The sequence below is a fragment of the Burkholderia oklahomensis C6786 genome, from assembly GCF_000959365.1.
GTDB lineage: Bacteria > Pseudomonadota > Gammaproteobacteria > Burkholderiales > Burkholderiaceae > Burkholderia > Burkholderia oklahomensis.
The window spans coordinates 3,158,680-3,181,788 of the sequence record NZ_CP009555.1; the positions used below are offsets into that span (position 1 = coordinate 3,158,680).

Sequence of the window (23,109 nt, forward strand, 5' to 3'; positions counted from 1 at the left end):
GGCCGTGGCAGGGAGAACGCGGCAGCCGCTGCGCGCTCGCGACGGCCGTTCTACAATCGTCCAAACGTCATAAGCAAAGCTGTCGAAACGATAACGGCTCCGCCCGGCGGCCGCGCACCGGGCTTTCTTCTTCCATCGTCACCACCATGTTTACGAGACTTCGCGAGGACGTCGCCACGATCCGCGAGCGCGATCCCGCCGCCCGCAGCGCCTGGGAAGTGCTCACGTGCTATCCGGGGCTGCACGCGCTCGTGTTCCATCGGATCGCGCACGCATGCTGGCGCTCGGACTGGCGCTGGCTCGGCCGGTTCGTGTCGCAGGTCGGCCGCCTCCTCACCGGCATCGAGATCCACCCGGGCGCGACGCTCGGCCGGCGCGTGTTCATCGATCACGGAATGGGCGTCGTGATCGGCGAGACGGCCGTCGTCGGCGACGACTGCACGATCTACCAGGGCGTGACGCTCGGCGGGACGTCGCTTACGCGCGGCGCGAAGCGTCACCCGACGCTCGAGCGCGGCGTGATCGTCGGCGCCGGCGCGAAGGTGCTGGGCGGCTTCACGATCGGCGCGGGGGCGAAGATCGGCTCGAATGCGGTCGTCGTGAAGCCGGTGCCGGCGGGCGGCACGGCAGTCGGCAATCCGGCGCGGGTCGTGATGCCGGCCTATGCGAAGCGCATACCCGAGCGCACGGCGTTCTGCGCGTACGGAATCACGCCGAACGCCGATGATCCGATGTCGCTTGCGATTCACGGCCTCATCGATCATGCGGCGAAGGAAGCGCAGCGGATCGACGAGATCGTCGCGGCGCTCGAGCGGCTGGGGGCCCATCTGGACGCGCTGCAGGAGGCGGACGGTGCGCGGCTCGATTTGCGTCGTCTGTCCGCGGCGTTCGAGGGCAAGGCGCTCGACGGGAAGGCGGTCGAGCGCTGAGTCGCGCGCGGCGCCGGGCGTCTCGTGATCGACGTGCTGCGCGTGCGATCTCGCTGCGCACGTTCGTAACGCGCCGTAATATTCAGGTGGCTGCGAAGCGTCATCGGCATCGCATTCGACGCGCACTTGTCCTGGAGCACCTTGGATGCCGGTCTGCGGCATCGTTCGTCGCGTTTCCAACGCGGAGCGCGAGCGCGCTGCGTGGCTCGGCATTGCGTGACGGCGTTCGCGCGGCTGCCGACGGCGGAGGAGCCATCGCTCCATCCGATTCGACTACGCGATGCTCAATCGAGCGGCAGCGCGCGGATCCCTTGTGCATCGACGCACAGATACCCGCCGCGACGCGGCCCGTGGTCGAGCTCCCAGTCCGGCAGCACCCAGCGCACGCCGCCCGCTTCGACGTGCCGCGCCGGCTTGTGCGTGTGGCCGTGGATGATCGTGCGCGCGCCGCTGCGCCGGAAGAGGGCGGCGATGCCCTTGCGCGTCACGTCGTAGCGCGGCGATGCGGGACGCATCCGGCCGGCCTCGCTCGACGCGCGCATCCGCTCGGCGAGCGCGCGGCGCCAAGCGAACGGCCACGCGAGAAAGAGCCGCTGCGCGACGCCGTTGCGCGCGAAGCGGCGAAACCATTGATAGCCGCGGTCGGCCGTGCATTGCGCGTCGCCGTGCGCGAGCGCGATGCGGTTGCCGAACGCGACGACGACGGACGGATCCGGAATCAGGAGCGCGCCCGCCGCCTTCATGAAGCGCTTGCCGAGCAGGAAGTCGCGATTGCCGCGCATCACGTAGAGCGCGATGCCGCGCTCGGAGAACGTGTGCAGCAGCGCGGCCATCCGCGCGGCGAACGGATCGTGATCGAGGATGTCGTCGCCGATCCAGTATTCGAACAGGTCGCCGAGGATGAAAACCGAATCCGCGCTGTCGGCCGTCACGCGCACGAAGTGCTCGAACGCGGCGACCGTGCGCGGAATCGCGTCGCTCAGATGCAGATCGGAGACGAACAGGAACGGGCGTGCCGCGTGCGCGAGCCCGCGCTCGCCCGGCACACCCGCAAAGACGCTTCGCGGCGGCGTTTCCTGCAGCATCCCGGCGCCTCGTGGCTCTACGCTGCGTTCAGACCGCGACGGCCTTCTCGATCACGACGTCGTCGTTCGGCACGTCCTGATGGAAGCCCTTGCTGCCCGTCTTGACGGCCTTGATCTTGTCGACGACGTCCTGGCCTTCGACGACCTTGCCGAACACCGTGTAGCCCCAGCCCTGCGGCGTCGGCGACGAGTGGTTCAGGAAGTCGTTGTCGTTCACGTTGATGAAGAACTGCGCGGTCGCCGAGTGCGGATCGTTCGTGCGCGCCATCGCGATCGTGTACGTGTCGTTCTTCAGGCCGTTGTTCGCCTCGTTGTCGATCGGCGCATCGGTCGGCTTTTGCTTCAGGCCCGGCTCGAAGCCGCCGCCCTGGATCATGAAGCCGTTGATCACGCGGTGGAAGATCGTGCCGTCGTAGTGGCCCTTCTTCACGTAGTTGAGGAAGTTCTCGACCGTCTTCGGCGCCTTCGCGTCGTCGAGTTCGAGCTTGATGACGCCGTGGTTCGTATGCAGTTCGACCATGATGATTCCTTTGATGGGTAGGGTTCAAACGGCGCGCGGCCGCTCTGGACGACGCGGCCGCGCGGGAGGTTCGGGCTGACTTATTTCGAGACGATCGCCGCTGATTCGATCACGATCGGCTTTTCCGGCACGTCGCGCATCGGGCCGCGCACCGTCGTCGGCGTGGCTTCGATCTTCTTCACGACGTCCATGCCCGACACGACCTTGCCGAACACCGCGTAGCCGTTGCCGTCCGGATTCGGATAGTCGAGGCCGGCGTTGTCGACGGTGTTGATGAAGAACTGCGCGGTCGCCGAGTTCGGATCGCTCGTGCGCGCCATCGCGATCGTGCCCGTCGCGTTCTTCAGGCCGTTCTTGCTCTCGAGCGGGATCGGCGCGCGGGTCGGCTTCTCGTCGAAGTTCGTCTTGTAGCCGCCGCCCTGGATCATGAAGCCCTTGATCACGCGATGGAAGATCGTGCCGTTGTACTGGCCCGCCTTCACGTAATCGAGGAAGTTGGCGACGGTCTTCGGCGCCTTCTCCGGGTACAGCTCGACGCGGATGTCGCCCTGCGTGGTCTTCAGCTGCACGACGGGATGCGTCGCGGCCGATTGCGCGAACGCGGGGGCGGTCGCGAGGAGGGCGGCGCTGCCGAGCGCCAGCAACAGACGTTTCATAACGGTCCTCTGGGTGGGTGAAGGAAAGACGCGGCCGCCGCAGCGCGTTATTGCGACGGCGCGACGTAAGGCGGCATCGCGAGCGTACCGCTCGGGCCGCCGAACTGGAACGTCGGAGAAAGCGGCAGGGTGGTCGTCGTCACGTTCGCGGCCGCCCGTTCCGAATAGTCGCGCGCGGACGATGCCGGCGCGGCCGCCGATTTCGCCTTCGGCGGCGTGATGATCTTCTGCAGGTCCGAAAGGCGCTGCGCGGTCGCGCCGCTCGTACGGCCGAGCGCGCGCGCGCGCTTGTACGATTCGGCCGCGAGGCGCAGGTACAGGTCGCCCAGGTTCTCGTAGGCGAGGCCGTAGTTCGGGTTTGCCTGCGTCGCCGTGACGAGCGCGCTGCGCGCTTCGTCGTAGCGGCCGTGCTTCGCGTAGAGCGCCGCCAGGTTGTTGTAGGGTTCCGGCAGCTCCGGGTAGGATTGTGTCAGCTCGACGAACTGCTTGATCGCGTCGTCGTCGCGGTTCAGGCGCGCGAGCACGGTGCCGCGCTTGAACTGCGCCTGCACGTCGCGCGGATTCGACGCGATGCGCGCGTCGAGCTGGGCGAGCGCCTGCGTCCAGTTCCGGCTCGCGATCGACGCGTCGATTTCCGGCGTGCCGTCGGTGGGGGCGGGCGCTTTCTGCGCAAGGGCCGCCGCGCCTGGAAAGAGCGCGAGCGCGGCGCTCACGGCGGCGGTCGCAACAAGGGTCGCAGCGCTCGGCGCACGGCCGCGGGAAGGTTTCATAGGCTCAAATCGGAATGTTATACTCCGACCCATTCTAACAAATCGTCCGCGCGTTCCGGCGAGCCGCGGATAGTCTTTGCCTCTCGTGGCCGTCACCGCTTCGCTTGCGGATCGATCGCCGCATGTCACCCGAGGAAGCGCACGGCGCGCGGCCCAGCCAGAAATCCTGTCGGGTGCCGCATGCACGGCGAGCATCGCCAGGCGGTTTCCTTCGGCTCACTTTCGTCTCTATGGAATCACTGCGCATCTACAACACGCTCGCGCGTGACAAGCAAGTTTTCGTGCCGCGGCAGCCCGGCGAAGTGCGGATGTACGTCTGCGGGATCACCGTCTACGACTACTGCCATATCGGACACGCGCGGATGGTGGTCGTGTTCGATCTCGTCCAGCGCTGGCTGCGCGCGATCGGCTACCGCGTGACGTACGTGCGCAACATCACCGACATCGACGACAAGATCATCCGCCGCGCGGTCGAGAACGGCGAGACGATCAGGTCGCTGACGAGCCGCTTCACCGACGCGATGAACGCGGACTTCGACGCGCTCGGCGTCGAGCGTCCGGACATCGAGCCGCGCGCGACCGAGTTCATTCCGCAGATGCTCGGGATGATCGAGAAGCTCGAGGCGAACGGCTACGCATACCAGGCGAAGGACGGCGACGTCAATTACTCGGTGCGCAAGTTCGCGGGCTACGGCAAGCTGTCCGGCAAGTCGCTCGAGGACCTGCGCGCGGGCGAGCGCGTCGCCGCGAACGACGCGAAGGAAGACCCGCTCGATTTCGTGTTGTGGAAGCGCGCGAAGCCGGAAGAGCCGGTGGGCGCTTCGTGGGATTCGAAGTACGGCCTGGGCCGTCCGGGCTGGCACATCGAATGCTCGGCGATGGGCTGCACGCTGCTCGGCGAGCATTTCGACATCCACGGCGGCGGTCAGGATCTGCAGTTCCCGCACCACGAGAACGAGATCGCGCAGAGCGAGGGTGCGACCGGACAAACTTTCGTCAATTATTGGATGCACAACGGCTTCGTGCAGGTCGATAGTGAGAAGATGTCGAAGTCGCTCGGCAACTTCTTCACGATCCGCGAAGTGCTCGAGAATTTCGATGCCGAAGTCGTGCGCTTCTTCATCGTGCGCACGCACTACCGTTCGCCGCTCAACTACAGCGACGTTCACCTCGACGATGCGCGCGCGTCGCTCACGCGTCTTTACACGGCGCTGAAGGACGCGACGCCCGATTCTGCGCCGCTCGATTGGAACGAGGCGCATGCGCGGCGTTTCGCGGCCGCGATGAACGACGACTTCAACACGCCGGTCGCGGTCGCCGTGCTGTTCGAGCTCGCGACCGAGGTGAACCGCACGCGCGATCCGGCGCTCGCGCGCCAGCTCGGGCGGCTCGCGGGCCTGCTCGGCCTGCTCGGCCGGGAGCCGCGCGAGTTCCTGCAGCAGGCGGCGGGCACGCCGCGCGCAGGCGCGCTCGAGCCCGAAGAGATCGAAGCGAAGATCGCCGCGCGCGTCGCGGCGAAGCGGGCGAAGAACTATGCCGAAGCGGACCGGATCCGGGCGGAGCTGCTCGAAGCCGGAATCGCACTTGAAGACAAACCGGGCGGATCGACCGAGTGGCGTCGCGTATGAGCGCGCATTGTCTGTCCCACTGATCGACTCGCCAGGTAGGAGGCTAGATGGCAACGGCCAGAAAAGCGCCGGCTAAGCGTGCGGCGGCGCAGCCGCCGATAGCGGCCAAGCGGGCCGGCGCGCGTGCGCCGGCGGTGCACAAGGCGAGCGCGAAGCGCGCGGCGCCGAACGGCGCGGCCAATGGCGCCGCGCACAAGCCGAGCTTGCGTGCGGCGGCCGCGAAGTCGTCGCGCGCGAAGGTCGACGGCGAGCGGGCCGCCGATGCGCTGCCGCGCGAGACCGTCGCCGCGGCAGCGGAGCCGGGCATGCGCAAGGCGCGCGTGTCGGAGGCCGCCGTGCCGGTGCAGCTCACCGACGCCGAGATGGTCGCGCGCCCGCCTTACTGGGACAAGGCGTGCGCCGATCTCGTCAAGCGCGACCGGATCCTGAAGAAACTGATTCCGAAGTTCGGCCCGGCGCATCTCGTCAAGCGCGGCGACTCGTTCGTCACGCTCGCGCGCTCGGTCGTCGGCCAGCAGATCTCGGTCGCGGCCGCGCAGTCGGTATGGGTCAAGATCGAGACCGCCTGCCCGAAGCTCGCGCCGCCGCAGGTCATCAAGCTCGGCCAGGAAAAATTGATCGCGTGCGGTCTGTCGAAGCGCAAGTCGGAATATATTCTCGATCTGGCCCAGCACTTCGTGTCGGGCGCGCTTCACGTCGACAAATGGGCGACGATGGACGACGAGGACGTGATCGCGGAGCTCACGCAGATCCGCGGGATCGGCCGCTGGACCGCCGAGATGTTCCTGATCTTCAACCTGTCGCGGCCGGACGTGCTGCCGCTCGACGATCTCGGGCTCATCCGCGCGATCAGCGTCAATTACTTCAGCGGGGAGCCCGTCACGCGCAGCGAGGCGCGCGAAGTGGCGGCGAACTGGGAGCCGTGGCGGACGGTCGCCACCTGGTATATGTGGCGCAGTCTCGATCCGCTGACGGCCAATAGCTGATTGGGGCTATTGCTTTTCGCTATTCGATAGTTGCGGCCCGGTCTTGCAGCAGGCAAGCGCGGTTAGAATACGCGCTGCCGCAAGACTCAAGGATTTCAAACACATGAAGACCACATTTCTGGATTTCGAGCAGCCGATCGCCGAACTCGAGGCGAAAATCGAAGAACTGCGCTTCGTGCAGGACGACTCGGCTGTCGACATTTCGGAAGAGATCGAGCGGCTGTCGAAAAAGAGCCAGCAGCTCACGAAGGATCTGTACGCGAACCTGACGCCGTGGCAGGTGTCGCAGATCGCGCGCCATCCGCAGCGGCCGTACACGCTCGATTACGTGGGCGAGCTCTTCACCGATTTCCACGAACTGCACGGCGACCGCGCGTTCGCCGACGATCAGTCGATCGTCGGCGGCCTTGCCCGTTTCAACGGCCATGCGTGCATGGTGATCGGTCATCAGAAGGGCCGCGACACGAAGGAACGCGCCGCGCGCAATTTCGGGATGCCGCGTCCGGAAGGCTATCGGAAGGCGGAGCGCCTGATGCGCGTCGCGGAAAAGTTCGGGCTGCCGATCTTCACGTTCGTCGACACGCCGGGCGCGTATCCGGGCGTCGGCGCGGAAGAGCGCGGCCAGTCCGAGGCGATCGGCCGCAATCTGTACGTGATGGCCGAGCTGAAGACGCCGATCGTCACGACGGTGATCGGCGAGGGCGGCTCGGGCGGCGCGCTCGCGATCGCAGTCGCCGATACGGTGATGATGCTCCAGTTCTCGACGTACTCGGTGATCTCGCCGGAAGGCTGCGCGTCGATTCTGTGGAAGAGCGCGGCGAAGGCGCCGGAAGCGGCCGAGGCACTCGGCCTGACCGCGCATCGCTTGAAGGCGCTCGGCCTCATCGACAAGATCGTCAACGAGCCGCTCGGCGGCGCGCACCGCGATCCGAAGGGGATGGCCGCGCTGCTGCGCCGTGCGCTCGCCGATTCGCTGCGCCAGTTCCAGGGCATGAGCATCGACGCGCTGCGCGAGCGCCGCTTCGAACGCCTGATGGCCTACGGCAAGTTCAAGGAAACGACGCCGGGCGCATGAGCGCCGGGTCGTCGACTCACGAGGCGCGACGCGCCTTCCCGCTGTGATCCCTCCGCATGAATTTTCCGCCGATCGCGTCGTGCTGGACGCGATCGGCGTCGCGCTGTCCGCGTTGCCGCACGATGCGCGGATCGCGCTCGCGTATAGCGGCGGCCTCGATTCGACCGTGCTGCTGCACGCGGCCGCGCGCATCGCGGGCGCCGAGCGCTGTGTCGCGCTGCACGTGCACCACGGCTTGAGCCCGAACGCCGACGCATGGCTTGCGCATTGCGCGGAAACGGCGGATGCGCTCGGCGTGCGGTTCGACGCGGCGCACGTCGACGTGCCGCGCGCGAGCGGCCAGGGCGTCGAGGCGAGCGCGCGCGACGCGCGCTATCGCGCGCTCGAGACGATGTGCGCGCGGCACGGCGCGCGCGCGCTGTGGCTCGCGCAGCATGCGGACGATCAGGCGGAGACGGTGCTGCTGCAATTGCTGCGCGGCGCGGGCATCGCCGGGCTGGCGGCGATGGCGCCGCAGTATCGGCCGGCATCGACTGACGTCGTGCGCATGCGGCCGCTCCTGCACTTGCTGCGCGCGCAGCTCGAGCGGTACGCGCAGCAGCACGCGCTGCGCTGGATCGACGACGAATCGAACGCGAACACGCGCTATGCGCGCAATGCGCTGCGCGTCGACGTGCTGCCCGCGCTCGCGCCGCACTTTCCCGGTTTTCGCGACGCGCTCGGCCGCACCGCGCAGCACGCGGCGGCCGCGCAGCGGCTGCTCGACGACCTCGCCGCGATCGATCTGCGCGCGGTCGCACGCGAAGACGGCCGCGCGCTGTCGCGCGATGCGCTCGTCGCGCTCGACGACGAGCGCGGCGCGAATCTGCTGCGCTACTGGATGCGCTCGCTCGGGCTGCCGGGCGCGTCGGCCGCGCGTCTTGCGGAGATGATGAAGCAGTTGCGCGCGGCGCGCGACGCGCATGCGCTGCGCGTCGATCACGCGGGTTGGCGCTTGCGTCTTTATCGCGACGACGTTCAATGGGAAGCGGGCGAGGGCGCGAAATCGGCCGCTGCGCAATCCGCCGGGGCGCAAGTAGCCGATCGCGATGCGCTCGACGACGACGACGCGACCGATGCCGTCCGCGCCGCGTCGCACCCGGAGAGCGTGCTCGTGTGGCGCGGGCAGGAGGTCTGGCATCTGCCCGCGTGGCGCGGCACGTATGTGTTCCGTCCCGCGCATGCGCATGAGCACGACGCGGTGCCGGAGGCGCTGCTCGCCGCCGCCGACCTGCATGCGCGCGCGCGCGCGGGCGGCGAGCGGATGCGCACGTGGCAGGGCGGGCCCGGACGCACGCTGAAGAATCTGTTCCAGGAGCGCGGCGTGCCGGCGTGGCAGCGCGACGTGCCGCTGCTGTACGTCGGCGATCGACTGCTGTTTGTGCCGCGCGTCGGCGTGAACCGCGCGGTGCACGACGGCGCCGATGCGCCGGGCGGCTGGCGGTGCATCGAGTGGCAACCGGACATGCTGATCGCATAACGCGCCGCATCTGCTCGCATGCGGCGGCGGTCGCGTATGCGGTGTCGGGACAAAAAGGTTGCGACCCGGCCTGCCGGCGTCCGCGCGGCTTGTCAAGCAGCCGTCGATCGGGTACGCTCAAGTGTTTGCTCGGCTCGATTTTCGAGCGTTTTGTGCAGGTTTTCCGCGTGACGTACCCGGTTTGCGCGGCCTGATCCGCCTTTTCCGGGCAAATCGCCACGCCCGCGTGCTGCGCCCCAGCCGTTCTCTCCGTCGTCCGTCCACAGCCACAAGCCGCGTGACCGAACGGCACCGCGGTCTGTCCAGTACGCCCGTGCGGCCTCTCTTCAGTTCTGAACGACAATGGCACTCATCGTACATAAATACGGCGGCACTTCGATGGGCTCGGTCGAGCGCATCAAGAACGTCGCGAAACGCGTCGCAAAATGGCATCAGGCCGGGCACCAGATGGTGGTCGTGCCGTCCGCGATGTCCGGCGAAACGAACCGTCTGCTCGGCCTCGCAAAAGAGATTTCGAGCCAGCCGAGCCCGCGCGAACTCGACGTGATCGCAGCGACGGGCGAACAGGTCAGCGTCGGCCTGCTGTCGATCGCGCTGCAGGAAATCGGCGTCGAGGCCGTGAGCTACGCCGGCTGGCAGGTGCCGATCAAGACCGACAGCGCGTACACGAAGGCGCGCATCCATTCGATCGAAGACGAGCGCGTGCGCCGCGATCTCGACGCGGGCAAGGTCGTCATCATCACGGGTTTCCAGGGCGTCGATCCGGACGGCCACATCACGACGCTCGGCCGCGGCGGCTCGGACACGTCGGCGGTCGCGGTCGCGGCGGCGCTCGAAGCCGACGAATGCCTGATCTATACGGACGTCGACGGCGTGTACACAACCGATCCGCGCGTCGTCGAAGAGGCGCGCCGGCTCGATAGCGTGACGTTCGAGGAAATGCTGGAAATGGCGAGCCTCGGCTCGAAGGTGCTGCAGATCCGCTCGGTCGAGTTCGCGGGCAAGTACCGCGTGAAGACGCGCGTACTGTCGAGCCTCACCGATCCGCTGATTCCGCTCGACGACGAGATGCGCTCGGGCACCCTGATTACTTTTGAAGAAGACGAGACCATGGAAAAGGCAGTCATTTCCGGTATTGCGTTTCAGCGCGACGAAGCGCGCATCGCGGTGATGGGCGTGCCCGACAAGCCGGGTATCGCATACCAGATCCTCGGCCCGGTGGCGGACTCGAACATCGACGTCGACATGATCATCCAGAACCAGAGCGTCGAAGGGAAGACCGACTTCACGTTCACGGTCGGCCGCGGCGACTACCAGAAGGCGATGGACATCCTGACGAACCAGGTGAAGGGGCACGTGAACGCCGAGCAGGTGCTGGGCGATCCGAAGGTGTCGAAGGTGTCGGTGGTCGGCGTCGGGATGCGTTCGCACGTCGGCGTTGCGAGCACGATGTTCCGCACGCTGTCGGAAGAGGGCATCAACATCCAGATGATTTCGACGTCCGAAATCAAGATTTCGGTGCTGATCGACGAGAAATACATGGAATTGGCAGTCCGCGCGCTGCACAAGGCATTCGAGCTCGATCAGGCGTGATGAAATTTCCGTGACGCACTGAAAGAAAATGCGTCGCGGAAATTGACCTTGGCCCCGTAACCCTATAGAATCTCGGTTTCGTCGCGCTGCCTCCCTGGCGCGAGCGAAGGTTTGGGAGACGTGGCCGAGAGGTCGAAGGCACTCCCCTGCTAAGGGAGCATCTGGGCCAAAACCTGGATCGAGGGTTCGAATCCCTCCGTCTCCGCCAGAAGTGGCGGAACAAGCCCCGCAAGTTCTCGGACTTGCGGGGCTTTTCTTTTAAGCGTTACCCCATGTCAGGTTTTCGCAGGGGCCAGCCCACGCGGCGGCTCAACCACGCATGCGAACCAAACTGCCGCGCTATCGAGTCGGTCAATCGCATCTACAGCATCTACATTGAGGTGGCTCGAGACGTCGCTTCCGGCGAGAAGTTCTTCATCGACTACGGACTGGAAATCGCCGAACCAGTCACCGAGTTGGCCCGTCGTGAATATGCTTGCCTCTGTGGAGCCTTAGGATGCCGAGGGGCGATGCTGGCATCTGGCGTATAAGTGATAACTTGAGCATCGTCTCAGACTACCCCGCGATCAGCGGCTCTGCCTCGCAACAATTCCAAAGCGAGCAGCAGACAGGTCGAGAAGACGATGAGGATCGTCGCGAGCGCGGCGATCGTCGGGCTGATGTTCTCGCGAATGCCGGTGAACATCTGGCGCGGCAGCGTCGTCTGATCGGCGCCCGCGAGGAACAGCGTGACGACCACTTCGTCGAACGACGTCGCGAACGCGAACAGCGCGCCCGACATCACGCCCGGCGCGATCACGGGCAGCGTCACGCGGAAGAATGTCGTCACCGGATTCGCGCCGAGCGACAGGCTCGCGCGCACGAGGTTCTGATTGAAGCCCTGCAGCGTCGCGGCGACGGTCGTCACGACGAACGGCACGCCGAGCGCCGCGTGCGCGCAGATGAGCCCCGTGTACGTGTTCGCGAGGCCGAGCGGCGCGAAGAACAGATACATGCCGACGCCCATGACGACGACGGGCACGATCATCGGCGACAGCAGCACCGCCATCAGCAGGCCCTTGCCGCGAAAATCGCTTTTCGTCAGGCCGATCGCGGCGAGCGTGCCGAGCACGGTCGCGACGAGCGTCGCGGCGGGCGCCACGATGAAGCTGTTCTTCGCGGCCATCCGCCACTCGTCGGACGCGAGCAGGTTCTCGTACCAGCGCATCGAGAAGCCCGGGATCGGATAGACGAGGAACGTGCTCGACGAGAACGACAGCGGCACGATCGCGAGCACGGGCAGGATCAGATACAAGAGCGTCAGCACGACGAGGCCGCGCAGCGCGAAATGCCACGCACGCTCGGCAATCGACGCGTGCGGTGCAAAGAGCGGCTTCGCAAGCAGTTTCATGTTCGTTTCCCTGGTTCGTCCGGTTTCGCTCAGCCGAGGCTCAATTGCGTGCGGGTGAAGCGGCCGTAGAGCGCGTACAGCGCGAGCGTCGCGGCGAGCAGCAGGCCGCCGAGCGCGCACGCCATCCCCCAGTTGATCGTCACGTTCGTGAAGTACGCGACGTAGTAGCTGACCATCTGATCGTTCGGACCGCCGAGCAACGCGGGCGTGATGTAGTAGCCGATCGCGAGAATGAACACGAGCAGCGCGCCCGCGCCGATGCCCGGATAGGTCTGCGGCACGTACACGCGCCAGAACGCGGCGAACGGGTGGCTGCCGAGCGACACCGCCGCGCGCTGATAGCTCGGCGGAATCGACTTCATCACGCTGTAGAGCGGCAGGATCATGAACGGCAGCAGGATGTGCGTCATCGAGATGTAGACGCCGACGCGATTGAACAGCAGCGCGAGCGGCTGCGAGATCAGCCCGACGTCGATCAGCGCGCGATTGACGAGCCCTTCGCTTTGCAGCAGCACGATCCATGCGGCGACGCGCACGAGCACCGACGTCCAGAACGGAATCAGCACGAGGATCATCGCGAGATTCGCGCGCCGCTCGGGCAGCGTCGAGATCCAGTACGCGAGCGGATAGCCGAGCAGCAGCGCGAACAGCGTGACCGCGAAGCCGATCACGAGCGTGCGCCCGAAGATCGCGAGATAGATCGATTGATCGGGATCGGCGGGCACGACCCGGCCGAAGCCGTCCTGCCGGTGATCGAGTGCCGCGAGCAGATAGAACGGCGAATAGCGGCCGCCGTTCTTCGCGATCGCCTGCCAGTAAGCGGGGTCGCCCCAGCGCTCGTCGAGCTCGATCAGCTTCGCGTGCGTCTGCGCGGGCGTGAGCGCCGCTTTCGCGTCGCCCGCCAACGGCATCGCGCGCGCGGTCTTCGCGACGAGCGACCGATAGCCGGGAATCTCGGTGTTCAGGCGCCGCGCGAGCGCGCCCATCGCCTCGCCGTCGGCGGCCTGCGTGAGATCGGCCGCGAGCGCCACGTAGGCGGCGTCGCCGGGCGGCGCCTTGCGGTCCCAGTCCGCGAGCGCGGCGACCGTATGCGGCAGCGCGGTCGCGATCTCGGGATTCTGCACGGCGCGCGTGAGCAGCGCGCCGATCGGGACCACGAACACGAGCAGCAGGAATATCGCGAGCGGCGCGACGAGCAGCAACGCCATCGCGCGCTTCCTGGCCTCGGCCGCTTTCAGTTCACGCTTGAGCGAGTGAGTCGGCGGCGCCGACTGCGTAGCGATCGTCATCGTATTCAACGGTAGTCTCCGGCCGAAACGCCGTTCGGAGGAACGCCGCGCGCGCCGCCGTGACGCGCGCGGCCGGTTGCTTCATCGGCTCACGCGGCCGTCACTTCGACGCCCACGCGGCGAAGCGCTGCTCGAGCTCGTCGCCGTGATCGGTCCAGAACGTGATGTTCTGCAGCACCGCGCTCTTGCCGTTCGTCGGCGAATTCGGCAGATTCGCGAGCGTCTTCGCGTCGAGCGACTTGATCGCCGCGAGATTGACGGGCCCGTATGCGATACGCTTTGCAAAATCCTTCTGAGGTCCCGGCGAGATCGTATATGAAATGAACTCCTCGGCGAGCGCCTTGTTCGGCGAACCCTTCGGGATCGCCCAGTAGTCCAGGTCATAAATACTGCCGTTCCAGACGACCTTCAGGTTCTTCCCTTCCTTTTGCGCGGCGTCAATTCGACCGTTGAACGCCGATGCCATGACAACGTCGCCGGCGACGAGGAATTGCGGTGGCTGCGCGCCGGCCTCCCACCACTGGATGTTCGGCTTCAACTCGTCGAGCTTCTTGAACGCGCGATCCTGCCCTGCTTTTGTCGCGAGCACCTTGTAGACGTCTTTCGGCGCGATTCCATCCGCCATTAAGGCGAACTCGAGATTACCGCGCGCACCTTTACGCAGCGAACGCTTCCCTGGAAAGCGCCGTACGTCCCAGAAGTCGGTCCAACTCGTAGGTGCAACCTTCAGCTTATCAGCGTCATATGCAAGCGCCGTAGACCAGATGAAGATCCCCGCGCCACAGGCTTGTGGGGCAACGGAAATCAAGTCACTCTTTCTCGCAATTTTGGACCAATCGAGTTTCTCGTACAGCCCTTCGTCGCAGCCTCGCCCCAGGTCTCCCGACTCGACTGCAACGACGTCCCAATCGACGTGCTTCGCCTCAACCATCGCCTTCACTTTGGCTTGCTCGCCGTTGTATGCAATGGCTTGCACCTTGACGCCAGTTTCAACTTCAAACGGCCGATTAAATGCTATTTCTTGAGCCGCTCCATTCGCACCACCGAAATTCACAACTGTCAATCCTCTGGCCGCCGCGCCAGTCACCATCAAAACGAAGACGCCCACTATAGTCAGATTAATAAACCAACATCTAATAGAATATATCATTGCGATGCCCTCTCTTTTTAAAATAAAATAGCAATGGATATGTCTATTCGGAATCAGCTAAATATCCGAAAATGACGGCAATCAAAAGCGACATGAATAATTTTCCCGGGAATCAGTTCATTATGAATATGCGCGTTGAGCGGAATTTTCAAAAACAAGTCATCCAGGCCGGAATGTGAAAAGTGTAATCTAATATGGTCGCCAAAGTAAACGGAGCGCTTAATCTTCCCGCTGATAGTGTTGTGTTCGTTTTTGTGATGGTCGTCGACTAGCCGCATTCTCTCTGGGCGAATAATTGCGGTCACCGCCTCACCCATCTGAATATCGCCAATTTTCACGCCGCGCACGTTGGTGCCGTCTTTTAAGCGCAATCCACAGAAGCGACCGTCTACTTCGATCACGGTGCCGTAAAATCTGTTGCTATCACCAACAAATGACGCAACGAGCGGATTCCTTGGAGTTTCATACAGCCGTTCGACCGAATCAATTTGTTGCACGTTACCTTTATCGAAAACCGCAACTCGATCGGACATGGCCAATGCTTCGTTCTGATCGTGTGTCACATATATGAATGTAACTCCAAGCTTACTATGCAACGATTTCAGCTCATGTTGCATTTGCTCACGCAATTGCTTGTCTAGGGCACCTAGTGGCTCGTCCATCAAAACAAGCTTTGGTTCGAACACGAGCGCGCGGGCGAGGGCGATGCGTTGCTGTTGTCCGCCGGAGAGTTGCGATGGGTAGCGTTTGGCAAGATGCTCCATGCGAACCATCCTTAAAGCGTCTTGTACCTGTTCTATGCGTCTGCGGACAGGGATTCGACGCGCTGCGAGCGGATAGGCGACGTTTTGCTCGACCGTCATATGTGGAAACAATGCATAGTCTTGAAACACCATGCCGATACCTCGCTTTTGTGGAGGTATCGTGTTGAGCAAAACGTTGTCAAACCAGATTTCGCCGCTAGTAGGAAACTCGAATCCAGCGAGCATCATCAAGCAGGTCGTCTTACCCGAGCCAGAAGGGCCAAGTAATGTCAAGAATTCCCCTCGGTGGACATCCAGATCAAGATTCTTGACAACTAGTGTCTTACCGTCATATGTTTTGCGTACACCTTGGAAACTTACGACTATATCTCTTTGGCTCATCGCGATTTTCAGATAAGTTAAGGCGATAAATTATCGTGCCGTTGATTGATGTGTCACTCGATTCGTCGACATTCCGTACCTCATATACAGAAGCGACTCCAGAATGGCATTCGAGATCGTTCGTATCGCTCCGATTTTATCAGTCGATGCGCCCCACATTTGAGGCGCGATAAAATTATAGGCCATGTGCGCCGCTAGCTGTCATCATATCGTTTGAGAGATGAGCCGACGATTACTTGCCTGTAAAAATCACGTTAGAAGGGTAGTTGAATTTTTCTGCGGCGCAAGCAGCCGGTGGTCGCTGTTTGAATGCGCCCGATTCCCTAAGGGCAAACAGCCTACCCGGCGCACGCGGGCCGCTCCCGCCATCATCGCGGCTCGAATGCACGGAGTTTCATACAGCCTTGCTATGTGCAAGAAATTTAGAAAATTGATCGATAAATATTCTTTCGCTTTTGTTCATGCGCTTTTTGCTGTTCCAGATGAAATTTATTCCAATATCAATCTGGCAGTTTTCAATGGGCAACCTCCATAATAGACGGTTTACGACATCTTCCTGCACACTATGATTGGGAAGAAGTCCGATGCCGTATCCGGCTACTACGAGACGTCTAACTTCATTGATGCTTTCTGATCGCGCAACGACATCGCCAATAAGATCAAATCTATTTTTTGCAATCTGCAGTGGCCACGAATTTCGTCCTGTCTTATCACCCGCAATCACGGCAAGCGCTTCCTCTCGAATTTCGGTCACTGATATTTCATTTATACCAAACAGGCGATGATCTTTTCCGCAAAAAAACGAATAGCTCTCTCTGGCCAGTGGAGCATATTCGACCGACAGCCTGGGTTCTCGATCAAACGTTATCCCGCAAGTTGCGGTGCGCTGGGCTATTGCTGTACTAATGTCGTCAGATGGAAATAGCTCTACGCTTACCATCGCGTGCGGATATGCTTTTCGAAAATCAGCTAGAAAATGTTCATATTTCGGGGCTATCAAGTCGCCGATAGATAGAACTCTGACCGTTCCGGTGACCTTCTCATCATCGTGGGCGTTAAGATCTGCCTCGATAAGCGACATCTGTTCGTATATGTTGCTGGCAATGTCATAAATTCGTTGACCTGCGGGAGTGGGATTAAATTGCCCTCTTTGGCGATAAATAAGGACACTACCGACAGTTTCCTCAAGGCGACGAAGTGAAGCACTAATTGCTGACTGGGTGAGGTGCATTCGAATCGCCGTACGACTAATGCTCTTCTCTTGCATGATAACCCTATAGGTTCGCAAGAGATTCCAGTCTATGCGATCCATAATAAAATGATTTGTCAATGTCATCCCAGCCTCATGCAAACGAGAGCATCGCTTCGTTCACTAGCATTCTGCGTTTAATTTGTAGACGAATGAGTTTTTATATCTCAAGCGACACAATCTCAAACTAGCTCCTGCGGACGACCCACGGGAGCGCTGAATAAAAAAGAGCCGTGCATATTATTGCACGGCAAGTCCGCCTACATCCGAGGGCCACGGTTACGGCAGGCGGTGCGCCAGAGTGGGGCTAGCGCCAGAAAGTGAGAGTGGACTATTAGCATCGAGAAAGAAATCGATTCACCTCGATTGCACACATAATGCAAGCGGCGCCCACTAATTGTTCGGTTACCGGAAATTATCATTCCGGTAGTGGGTCTCCTCCATTATTTGGTGCACGGCCGCCGGTATAGTGTTGGCTTGACATTCCGATCCCCCTCGACTTGTCGGCCGTTTCGAGCATACTAGCGACAACTGGCTATAGCATATATAGCCATAATCACTCTCTTTATAAGGCCGCTTTCGATGAAGGAAGTGTTGCTGTCCGACCTGCTGAGTCAGACGCTGTCGAGGAAATCTGACCGATCACTGCAAAGCCAGATATACGAGACAATCCGCCGAGGAATTCTCGATCAATTGCTGATCGCAGGGCAGAAATTACCAGCCACCCGAGTTTTGGCGACTGAACTTGGAGTTTCTCGGCTTACTGTGTCGCTGGTATACGAACGACTAGCAGCTGAAAGCTATTTGATCACGGTAAGCGGAAGCGGAACCTTCGTCGCGGACATAGGGGTCCGGCCTCGTGTGGTGGTGCCAGAACAACTCGCGCCTTCCGCGTCCGGGCCAACATTATCGCGGCGTGGCGATGTTCTCGGGAAAGGTCGAGGTGGAATTGGGCAGCATAGTGGTGCGTTCGTGCCCGGCGTAGCCGACGCCGCGTGGTTTCCGTTTCACATTTGGCGACGCCTTGTGACGCGCTATCTCGATAAATCGAATTTATCGCTTGCCGGATATTCGAAGGATGGAGCTGGCTTCTTTCCATTACGAGAGGCGATCGCGAACTACCTCAGGATTTCGCGATCTGTCGTTTGTTCTGCTGAACAAGTCATCATCACTTCTGGAACCCACCAGTCGATCGATCTTTGCGCACGAATGGTAGCGGATATTGGCGACGCCGCGATCGTGGAAAATCCTTGTCATTGGGCATTCCCGTCAGTTCTATCCTCCGCTGGCTTACGCATTGGCGCCGGTAAATTGGACGACGCGGGACTAAATCCAGAATCGAGCTATCTTCCGAAGCGCTTAAGACTGGTGGTGACGAGTCCGTCCCACCAGTATCCAACTGGCCTGGTAATGCCCCTCGTGCGACGCCTCGAGCTATTACGATGGGCCAATAGGCGTGGCATCTGGATAATCGAGGATGACTACGATAGTGAGTTTCGTTACGACGGCATGCCAATTCCCTCATTACAGGGATTGGATGATCATGGTCACGTAATCTATATGGGAACGTTCAGCAAAGCGACCTTTCCGGGAATGCGAATGGGGTATCTGGTGGTCCCCCCACAGATCGCGAACGCGTTTTCCAACGCTTGCGCGGAAGTTTACCGTCCCGGCCTGCTACATCAGCAAGCGGCGCTCGCCGACTTCATTGCAGACGGCCACTTAGCGCATCATATCCGCCGCATGCGCGAAGAGTACGCCCGCCGCCAACTGCTACTTAGGGATGCGCTCAACCGAGAACTTGGCGGGGCGGTTGAGCTGTCGCATGCGAAGGCAGGACTTCACGTTTTTGCAAGGCTGACCGACCGGATATCACCCAGACGGTTAGCTGGCGCGGCGTTGTCGGAGGGGATCGTGGTCGGCTTGCCGCATTTCGTGGCCATTCCGGAGGATACCCAGACGCCAGCGGTTGTACTCGGCTATGGCGGTGTGCCGCTCGAACACATTGGGCCCGGAGTCATGCGTCTCGTGCGGGCATTTGAGCGAGCGCGTGTATCCGATTAAGCTCGAGAGGCACGGGCGTGCAAGCGTTCCGCCTACGATCGCCAACGGCGCAATGTGCGCTCGTGTATCAGGCCTCGGCCGCTCCACTGATCGTCCGAATTTGCGCGGCCACCTCTCTATTAGCCCAGCGCCCGTAACGCCTCGTCGGCCGCCTCCAATAGGCGATCCGCGTTGTCTTGCCTAAAGCACAGTGGGGGGCGCACTTTGAGCACGTTTCCGTACGTGCCGGTTGCACTGATCAGTACTTGCCTTTCGCGCATGGCGTTGACGATGCGAACGGCGAGGTCGGCTTGGGGAACGCGATCGCGACGGGTATTGACGATTTCGACACCTAAGAACAACCCGTCACCGCGTACGTCACCGATATGATCGTACCGATCAGCGAGACGCCGGAATCCAGCCTGTAGATAGGCGCCAACACGTGCCGCGTTTGTCTGTAACGCTTCGCGTTCAATGACGTCGAGCGTTGCAGCCGCGGCAGCGCATGACACCGGATTGCCGCCGAATGTATTGAAATAGCGGGACTCCTTGCCGAATTCCTCAAGCAGTTCTGATCTCGCCGCAAGGCCGGCGATAGGGTGGCCGTTGCCCATCGGCTTACCCATCGTCACAAGATCAGGCACGACACCATGCCGTTTGAACCCCCACATCTGCGAACCAGTGCGGGCGAACCCAGCTTGCACCTCATCTGCGATGAAGATTCCCCCGGCCTCGTGAATAGCTGCGACTGCTGGTGCGAGAAATCCAGCAGGCGCGGTAAAAACGCCGTCGCTCGAAAAGACGGTATCTATTAGCAAAGCTGCTGGACGGGCGCCATGGCGAGCAAGATCTTCAATGGCGTCCCGTATGGCAGCGGCGAATTTTTCTCCCACGTGTGCAGGGTCCTGCCGATAGCTGTCTGGCGGCTCGACCGTCCGTACATCGGGACCAAGCGGCGCACCAGTGTCCAACGATGGTGAAACTGCAGCCACCGATGACGTGACTCCGTGGTATGCGAGCGTGGTCACGATGACTCCCGTAGCGCGGGTGTAGCGGCGGGCAATCCGCAGCGCAAGGTCGTTCGCTTCGCTCCCGCTACAGGTAAAAATCATCTGCGACAACTCGCTCGGAAACGTGGCGCATAGCCGTTCCGCATAGTCCACGATCCCCTCGTGCAAGTAGCGGGTATGTGTGTTGAGGGTAGCCGCCTGGCGTGCAATCGCCGCGACCACATGCGGATGGCAGTGACCAACCGACGCAACGTTGTTGTAGGCGTCGAGATATCGTGTTCCATCGTGGCTATAGAGCCAAACCCCGTCGCCCCGCACTATGTGAAGAGGTTGGTCGTAAAAGAGCCGGTATGTCGGTCCGAGAACACGATGCCGACGATCAATAAGATCATCGTGACCGGCCGATACGCCACCGAGTGAGGTTCGGTCGAACACTTTAGGTGCGATTTTGTCGGCATTCAAGGGGAGTCATCCTTAACGATGGAGCGATTTTCGCAGGCACTATAAAGCGTATCTCTCGCGCAGGACTCGTCGAGCATTGCCAAGTCGCGCAGCCCGCTCCACGACAAGGCGTTATTTCGGAGGATATACGCGGCATTTTCGGGATACTGGGTGGCCCTCCAACCTGTTATAACGACGGTGACGAGTAGCCGCGCAGCGATGAGATCTGGTAGAAGCTCGATTTCCCCCACGGTAAGGGGGCATATTCCATGATAGGCGGCGACGCACTGCGCCGCGGTCATCAAAGGGTTGCCGTTCTCCGAGAGCTGATATGCACATGCAACGGCGAGATCTTGAACGAGCGGCGCTTCCACCATATCACCGAAGTCGAAGATGCCGGTCACGTGATCGTGTTGGTAATGATGGACCATCACGTTGTGCGCGTTGAAGTCGTTGTGAATCACCTGCCTTCGTAATGACGGAAGACGTGGCAACACATCGACTTCAAATCTATCCATATAGCGCGCAGCGAGCTCGCGCTTCACATCGTCCGCGATGAACGACAATAGCCCGCGCAGTCGCTGCATGTGTTGCAAATCCCAAAGTAGCACGTGTCCCGCCTGCGGATGGCTAAAGTCACACAGGGCAAGGTCAAGGCGCGCGAGTGCAATGCCGAGGGCACGGCGCAGGCCCGCAGTGCGGGCGACGTTACACACCAACGCGCCTTGAAGCCGCGTGAATAGTCGAATCGCTCGACGCTCCGACGCTGCCATGACGTGCCAATGAACGATCTCCCCGTTCAGCGCGGGAACCAGTCTGGCTACAGGAAGAGACGGCGCGACCCGTTCAATGTGGAGTTGAGCTCGCGTCTGAAAGTCCGTGACGCCGGGTGTTTCCGCCGGATGCGTAGCCTTCAGTACATAGGTACTACCGTCTTCGAGTTGGAGTAAGAAGTTCTGGTCGCGCTCGCCGCTCAATGGAGTTGCCTCGGCTCGCAGACCATAAACGCCGCGCGCGAGCGTCCTGGCATCGTCGACGGTCAGGGGTGTTGCATGATGAGTCAGTGTTTCATTGAGGTCCACAGTCATATGGGCGAAAGGCGACGATCGGGTTCTCCGAGGACGAATTGCACGCTGTGGCGTGTGCTGAAAGCGAAATCACCGAGGTGTCGACGATCCGAAAGGCGCGTGTACCGGCAACTACCACGTGGAGATTTAGCGCTCTTTCATAATATGAAATTTGGCGGCTATCACTGAAATTGATGATGCGTTGCAATATTAGTTGTTTGACGGACGAGCGGCCGAAGGGAAAAATGGTCGCCAAAAAGATGGCTCGCTTGAGGAATTTAAAAACATCTCAAACGAGATCGGCTGATACATGATTTCCGTATATCAAAATTCATACTCGACAAGACGACTTTCACACTGTAGGCGAATTGTTTCGAGGCAGAACGATTTACCGACGCCGGTGGGGTGTATGACGCTACGCCGAGATTAGATGCATCATTAAACACTCTAACATATTGTAATTTATTGCGTTGACTATTGATTTTTTGTTTGCATAAAAAATTTCAATGAAGCGCGTCCGCGAAGATTGACGTTGTTTCGCTTGCTTGCAGCGGTTCTTATGAATTACGTCGGGTGGAATTTTATGGTGGTAAATGATGGATCACTTTCACATTTACCGTCTCAAGCTTGATTGAGCTTTGCCATTTTCGGCGCGATCTAAATGTCTCGCGACTTCGTTGCGTAGTGATTCTCTATGCGGATCATATAGATCACACGACGATATCGAGTAAGTAGAGCTTGGGGGCGAATTTTTGCTTGATTATTCTTGTCCTGTCAAATTTTAAATTTTAATTTAACCAAATACTACTGCATTTCGTTGTGGATTAATTTTCAAGCGTTTATCTGATCGATGCCTGCTCGCATTCCTTCTGCCTCCGAGCAGGCGGTTTCGCGATCGCAGTTTACCGCGATTGCCTTTTTATTCTGCGACCATTGAGAGAATGTAATTATTGTGTTAAGTAAAAATCTCAATTTATCAGTGGGGCGGCAGTTTTTTTGAGGGGTCGAAATTTTGGAGAGAACATGGCGTCAACATACGATGAGCTGAAGGCTAAGCTAGATGAGCTCAATAAAGAAACTGAGGTCGCTCGTCAACGGGAAATAGCTGGAGCTCTATCAAAAATCCGCGAAGCCATTCTGAAGTATGAAATTCGCCCTGAACATATCTTTCCGAACTGGACGCGCCTGCGCTCACCCGACAAACGACGTGGCCCGCTTTCTCCGAAGTATCGAAACCCAGTGACGGGGGAAACGTGGAGCGGTCGAGGCCGATCCCCAAAATGGATGGCTGGCTTGCCGCGTGACGAATTCCTAATCGATCGGTCAACGTAATCAGAAACCGAGCGCCCGGACGATAATCAAGTCCACACGTTGCCTGCAACTGTCATAAGAGAATCCGAGCCAGTAGACAAAAATTGATCCATCCGCAAGCTCAGTTTTGCTGCCGCGGGCCGTCCGGCAGCCGCTCGGCTCGTCCATAGACGGGACTGCCCTGATAATTCTGACAGGTCGGTCCCACTTTGTCCGATGCCCCACCATCAGGGCGATCGTGAACCTTCGTCAA

The 23,109-nt window shown here is 61.0% G+C and carries 21 protein-coding genes and 1 tRNA gene; 10 read left to right on the plus strand and 12 right to left on the minus strand.

What is annotated here, in order from left to right; all coding sequences use genetic code 11:
• The first annotated feature begins 146 nt into the window (after positions 1–146).
• Positions 147–929 carry a serine O-acetyltransferase gene (gene cysE / locus BG90_RS14230; protein ID WP_010116148.1) on the plus strand — a complete coding sequence of 261 codons (783 nt, stop codon included), beginning with the start codon at positions 147–149 and terminating at the stop codon, positions 927–929.
• Positions 930–1,213: 284 nt separating this feature from the next.
• Here cysE and BG90_RS14235 read toward each other — a convergent pair whose 3' ends face one another.
• The 4 genes from BG90_RS14235 to BG90_RS14250 form a co-directional block, all read right to left on the minus strand.
• Positions 1,214–2,014, minus strand: a complete 801-nt coding sequence (locus BG90_RS14235; RefSeq protein ID WP_010116147.1) for a UDP-2,3-diacylglucosamine diphosphatase — start codon at positions 2,012–2,014, stop codon at positions 1,214–1,216.
• A gap of 28 nt (positions 2,015–2,042) precedes the next feature.
• The gene (locus BG90_RS14240) at positions 2,043–2,534 is read right to left on the minus strand and encodes a peptidylprolyl isomerase (RefSeq protein WP_010104888.1); all 492 of its coding nucleotides are present in this window, start codon (positions 2,532–2,534) and stop codon (positions 2,043–2,045) included.
• An 80-nt stretch (positions 2,535–2,614) separates the two neighbouring features.
• Entirely contained in the window at positions 2,615–3,190 is a 576-nt protein-coding gene (locus BG90_RS14245; protein ID WP_010104887.1) for a peptidylprolyl isomerase, read from the minus strand.
• Between the two features lie 47 nt (positions 3,191–3,237).
• Positions 3,238–3,960, minus strand: coding sequence for a tetratricopeptide repeat protein (locus tag BG90_RS14250; RefSeq protein WP_038801982.1), 723 nt, complete (start codon positions 3,958–3,960; stop codon positions 3,238–3,240).
• 230 nt (positions 3,961–4,190) lie between these two features.
• On the opposite strand from BG90_RS14250, the gene cysS reads away from it, so the two are divergent.
• The 4 genes from cysS to tilS all read left to right on the plus strand — a co-directional run bounded on the left by cysS (position 4,191) and on the right by tilS (position 9,168).
• A complete protein-coding gene (cysS, locus tag BG90_RS14255) occupies positions 4,191–5,588 on the plus strand; it encodes a cysteine--tRNA ligase (protein ID WP_010104883.1) in 1,398 nt (465 codons plus the stop codon).
• A gap of 47 nt (positions 5,589–5,635) precedes the next feature.
• A complete protein-coding gene (locus BG90_RS14260; RefSeq protein WP_025989898.1) occupies positions 5,636–6,574 on the plus strand; it encodes a DNA-3-methyladenine glycosylase family protein in 939 nt (312 codons plus the stop codon).
• A 103-nt stretch (positions 6,575–6,677) separates the two neighbouring features.
• The gene (locus BG90_RS14265; RefSeq protein ID WP_010104876.1) at positions 6,678–7,649 is read left to right on the plus strand and encodes an acetyl-CoA carboxylase carboxyltransferase subunit alpha; all 972 of its coding nucleotides are present in this window, start codon (positions 6,678–6,680) and stop codon (positions 7,647–7,649) included.
• A gap of 43 nt (positions 7,650–7,692) precedes the next feature.
• The gene (tilS, locus tag BG90_RS14270) at positions 7,693–9,168 is read left to right on the plus strand and encodes a tRNA lysidine(34) synthetase TilS (protein ID WP_010116141.1); all 1,476 of its coding nucleotides are present in this window, start codon (positions 7,693–7,695) and stop codon (positions 9,166–9,168) included.
• Between the two features lie 117 nt (positions 9,169–9,285).
• Here tilS and BG90_RS32795 read toward each other — a convergent pair whose 3' ends face one another.
• A complete protein-coding gene (locus BG90_RS32795; protein WP_010116139.1) occupies positions 9,286–9,528 on the minus strand; it encodes a hypothetical protein in 243 nt (80 codons plus the stop codon).
• Here BG90_RS32795 and BG90_RS14275 point away from each other — a divergent pair.
• From BG90_RS14275 to BG90_RS32800, 3 genes are all read left to right on the plus strand, one after another.
• Positions 9,511–10,761, plus strand: a complete 1,251-nt coding sequence (locus BG90_RS14275; RefSeq protein WP_010104872.1) for an aspartate kinase — start codon at positions 9,511–9,513, stop codon at positions 10,759–10,761. The genes BG90_RS32795 and BG90_RS14275 overlap by 18 nt on opposite strands.
• Before the next feature lie 114 nt (positions 10,762–10,875).
• Positions 10,876–10,969 (plus strand) — tRNA-Ser (locus BG90_RS14280).
• Positions 10,970–11,033: 64 nt separating this feature from the next.
• Positions 11,034–11,291: an SET domain-containing protein-lysine N-methyltransferase gene (locus tag BG90_RS32800; RefSeq protein WP_081469794.1), complete on the plus strand. Its 258-nt coding sequence runs from the start codon at positions 11,034–11,036 to the stop codon at positions 11,289–11,291.
• A 20-nt stretch (positions 11,292–11,311) separates the two neighbouring features.
• Here the strand turns inward: BG90_RS32800 and BG90_RS14285 are convergent, their stop codons facing one another.
• The 5 genes from BG90_RS14285 to BG90_RS32810 all read right to left on the minus strand — a co-directional run bounded on the left by BG90_RS14285 (position 11,312) and on the right by BG90_RS32810 (position 17,071).
• Positions 11,312–12,151 carry an ABC transporter permease gene (locus BG90_RS14285; RefSeq protein WP_045568180.1) on the minus strand — a complete coding sequence of 280 codons (840 nt, stop codon included), beginning with the start codon at positions 12,149–12,151 and terminating at the stop codon, positions 11,312–11,314.
• Positions 12,152–12,180: 29 nt separating this feature from the next.
• Positions 12,181–13,440 (minus strand): ABC transporter permease, encoded by a 1,260-nt coding sequence (locus BG90_RS14290; protein ID WP_045568181.1) that lies wholly within the window; start codon positions 13,438–13,440, stop codon positions 12,181–12,183.
• A gap of 100 nt (positions 13,441–13,540) precedes the next feature.
• The gene (locus BG90_RS14295) at positions 13,541–14,530 is read right to left on the minus strand and encodes an ABC transporter substrate-binding protein (protein WP_045568182.1); all 990 of its coding nucleotides are present in this window, start codon (positions 14,528–14,530) and stop codon (positions 13,541–13,543) included.
• 113 nt (positions 14,531–14,643) lie between these two features.
• The gene (locus tag BG90_RS32805; RefSeq protein ID WP_010122378.1) at positions 14,644–15,735 is read right to left on the minus strand and encodes an ABC transporter ATP-binding protein; all 1,092 of its coding nucleotides are present in this window, start codon (positions 15,733–15,735) and stop codon (positions 14,644–14,646) included.
• 394 nt (positions 15,736–16,129) lie between these two features.
• Positions 16,130–17,071 (minus strand): LysR family transcriptional regulator, encoded by a 942-nt coding sequence (locus tag BG90_RS32810; RefSeq protein ID WP_081470029.1) that lies wholly within the window; start codon positions 17,069–17,071, stop codon positions 16,130–16,132.
• Positions 17,072–17,566: 495 nt separating this feature from the next.
• Here BG90_RS32810 and pdxR point away from each other — a divergent pair, with 495 nt between their 5' ends.
• Positions 17,567–19,048 carry a MocR-like pyridoxine biosynthesis transcription factor PdxR gene (gene pdxR / locus BG90_RS14300; RefSeq protein ID WP_025990545.1) on the plus strand — a complete coding sequence of 494 codons (1,482 nt, stop codon included), beginning with the start codon at positions 17,567–17,569 and terminating at the stop codon, positions 19,046–19,048.
• Between the two features lie 119 nt (positions 19,049–19,167).
• On the opposite strand, the gene BG90_RS14305 is transcribed toward pdxR, so the two are convergent.
• Both BG90_RS14305 and BG90_RS14310 read right to left on the minus strand, forming a co-directional pair.
• Positions 19,168–20,484, minus strand: coding sequence for an aspartate aminotransferase family protein (locus BG90_RS14305; protein ID WP_038802183.1), 1,317 nt, complete (start codon positions 20,482–20,484; stop codon positions 19,168–19,170).
• An 11-nt stretch (positions 20,485–20,495) separates the two neighbouring features.
• Entirely contained in the window at positions 20,496–21,566 is a 1,071-nt protein-coding gene (locus BG90_RS14310) for a phosphotransferase (protein ID WP_045568183.1), read from the minus strand.
• Positions 21,567–22,568: 1,002 nt separating this feature from the next.
• Between BG90_RS14310 and BG90_RS32815 the strand changes: the two genes are divergently transcribed.
• On the plus strand, positions 22,569–22,877 hold the full coding sequence (locus BG90_RS32815; protein ID WP_010110979.1) for an H-NS histone family protein: 309 nt from the start codon (positions 22,569–22,571) through the stop codon (positions 22,875–22,877).
• Positions 22,878–23,109 lie beyond the last annotated feature (232 nt).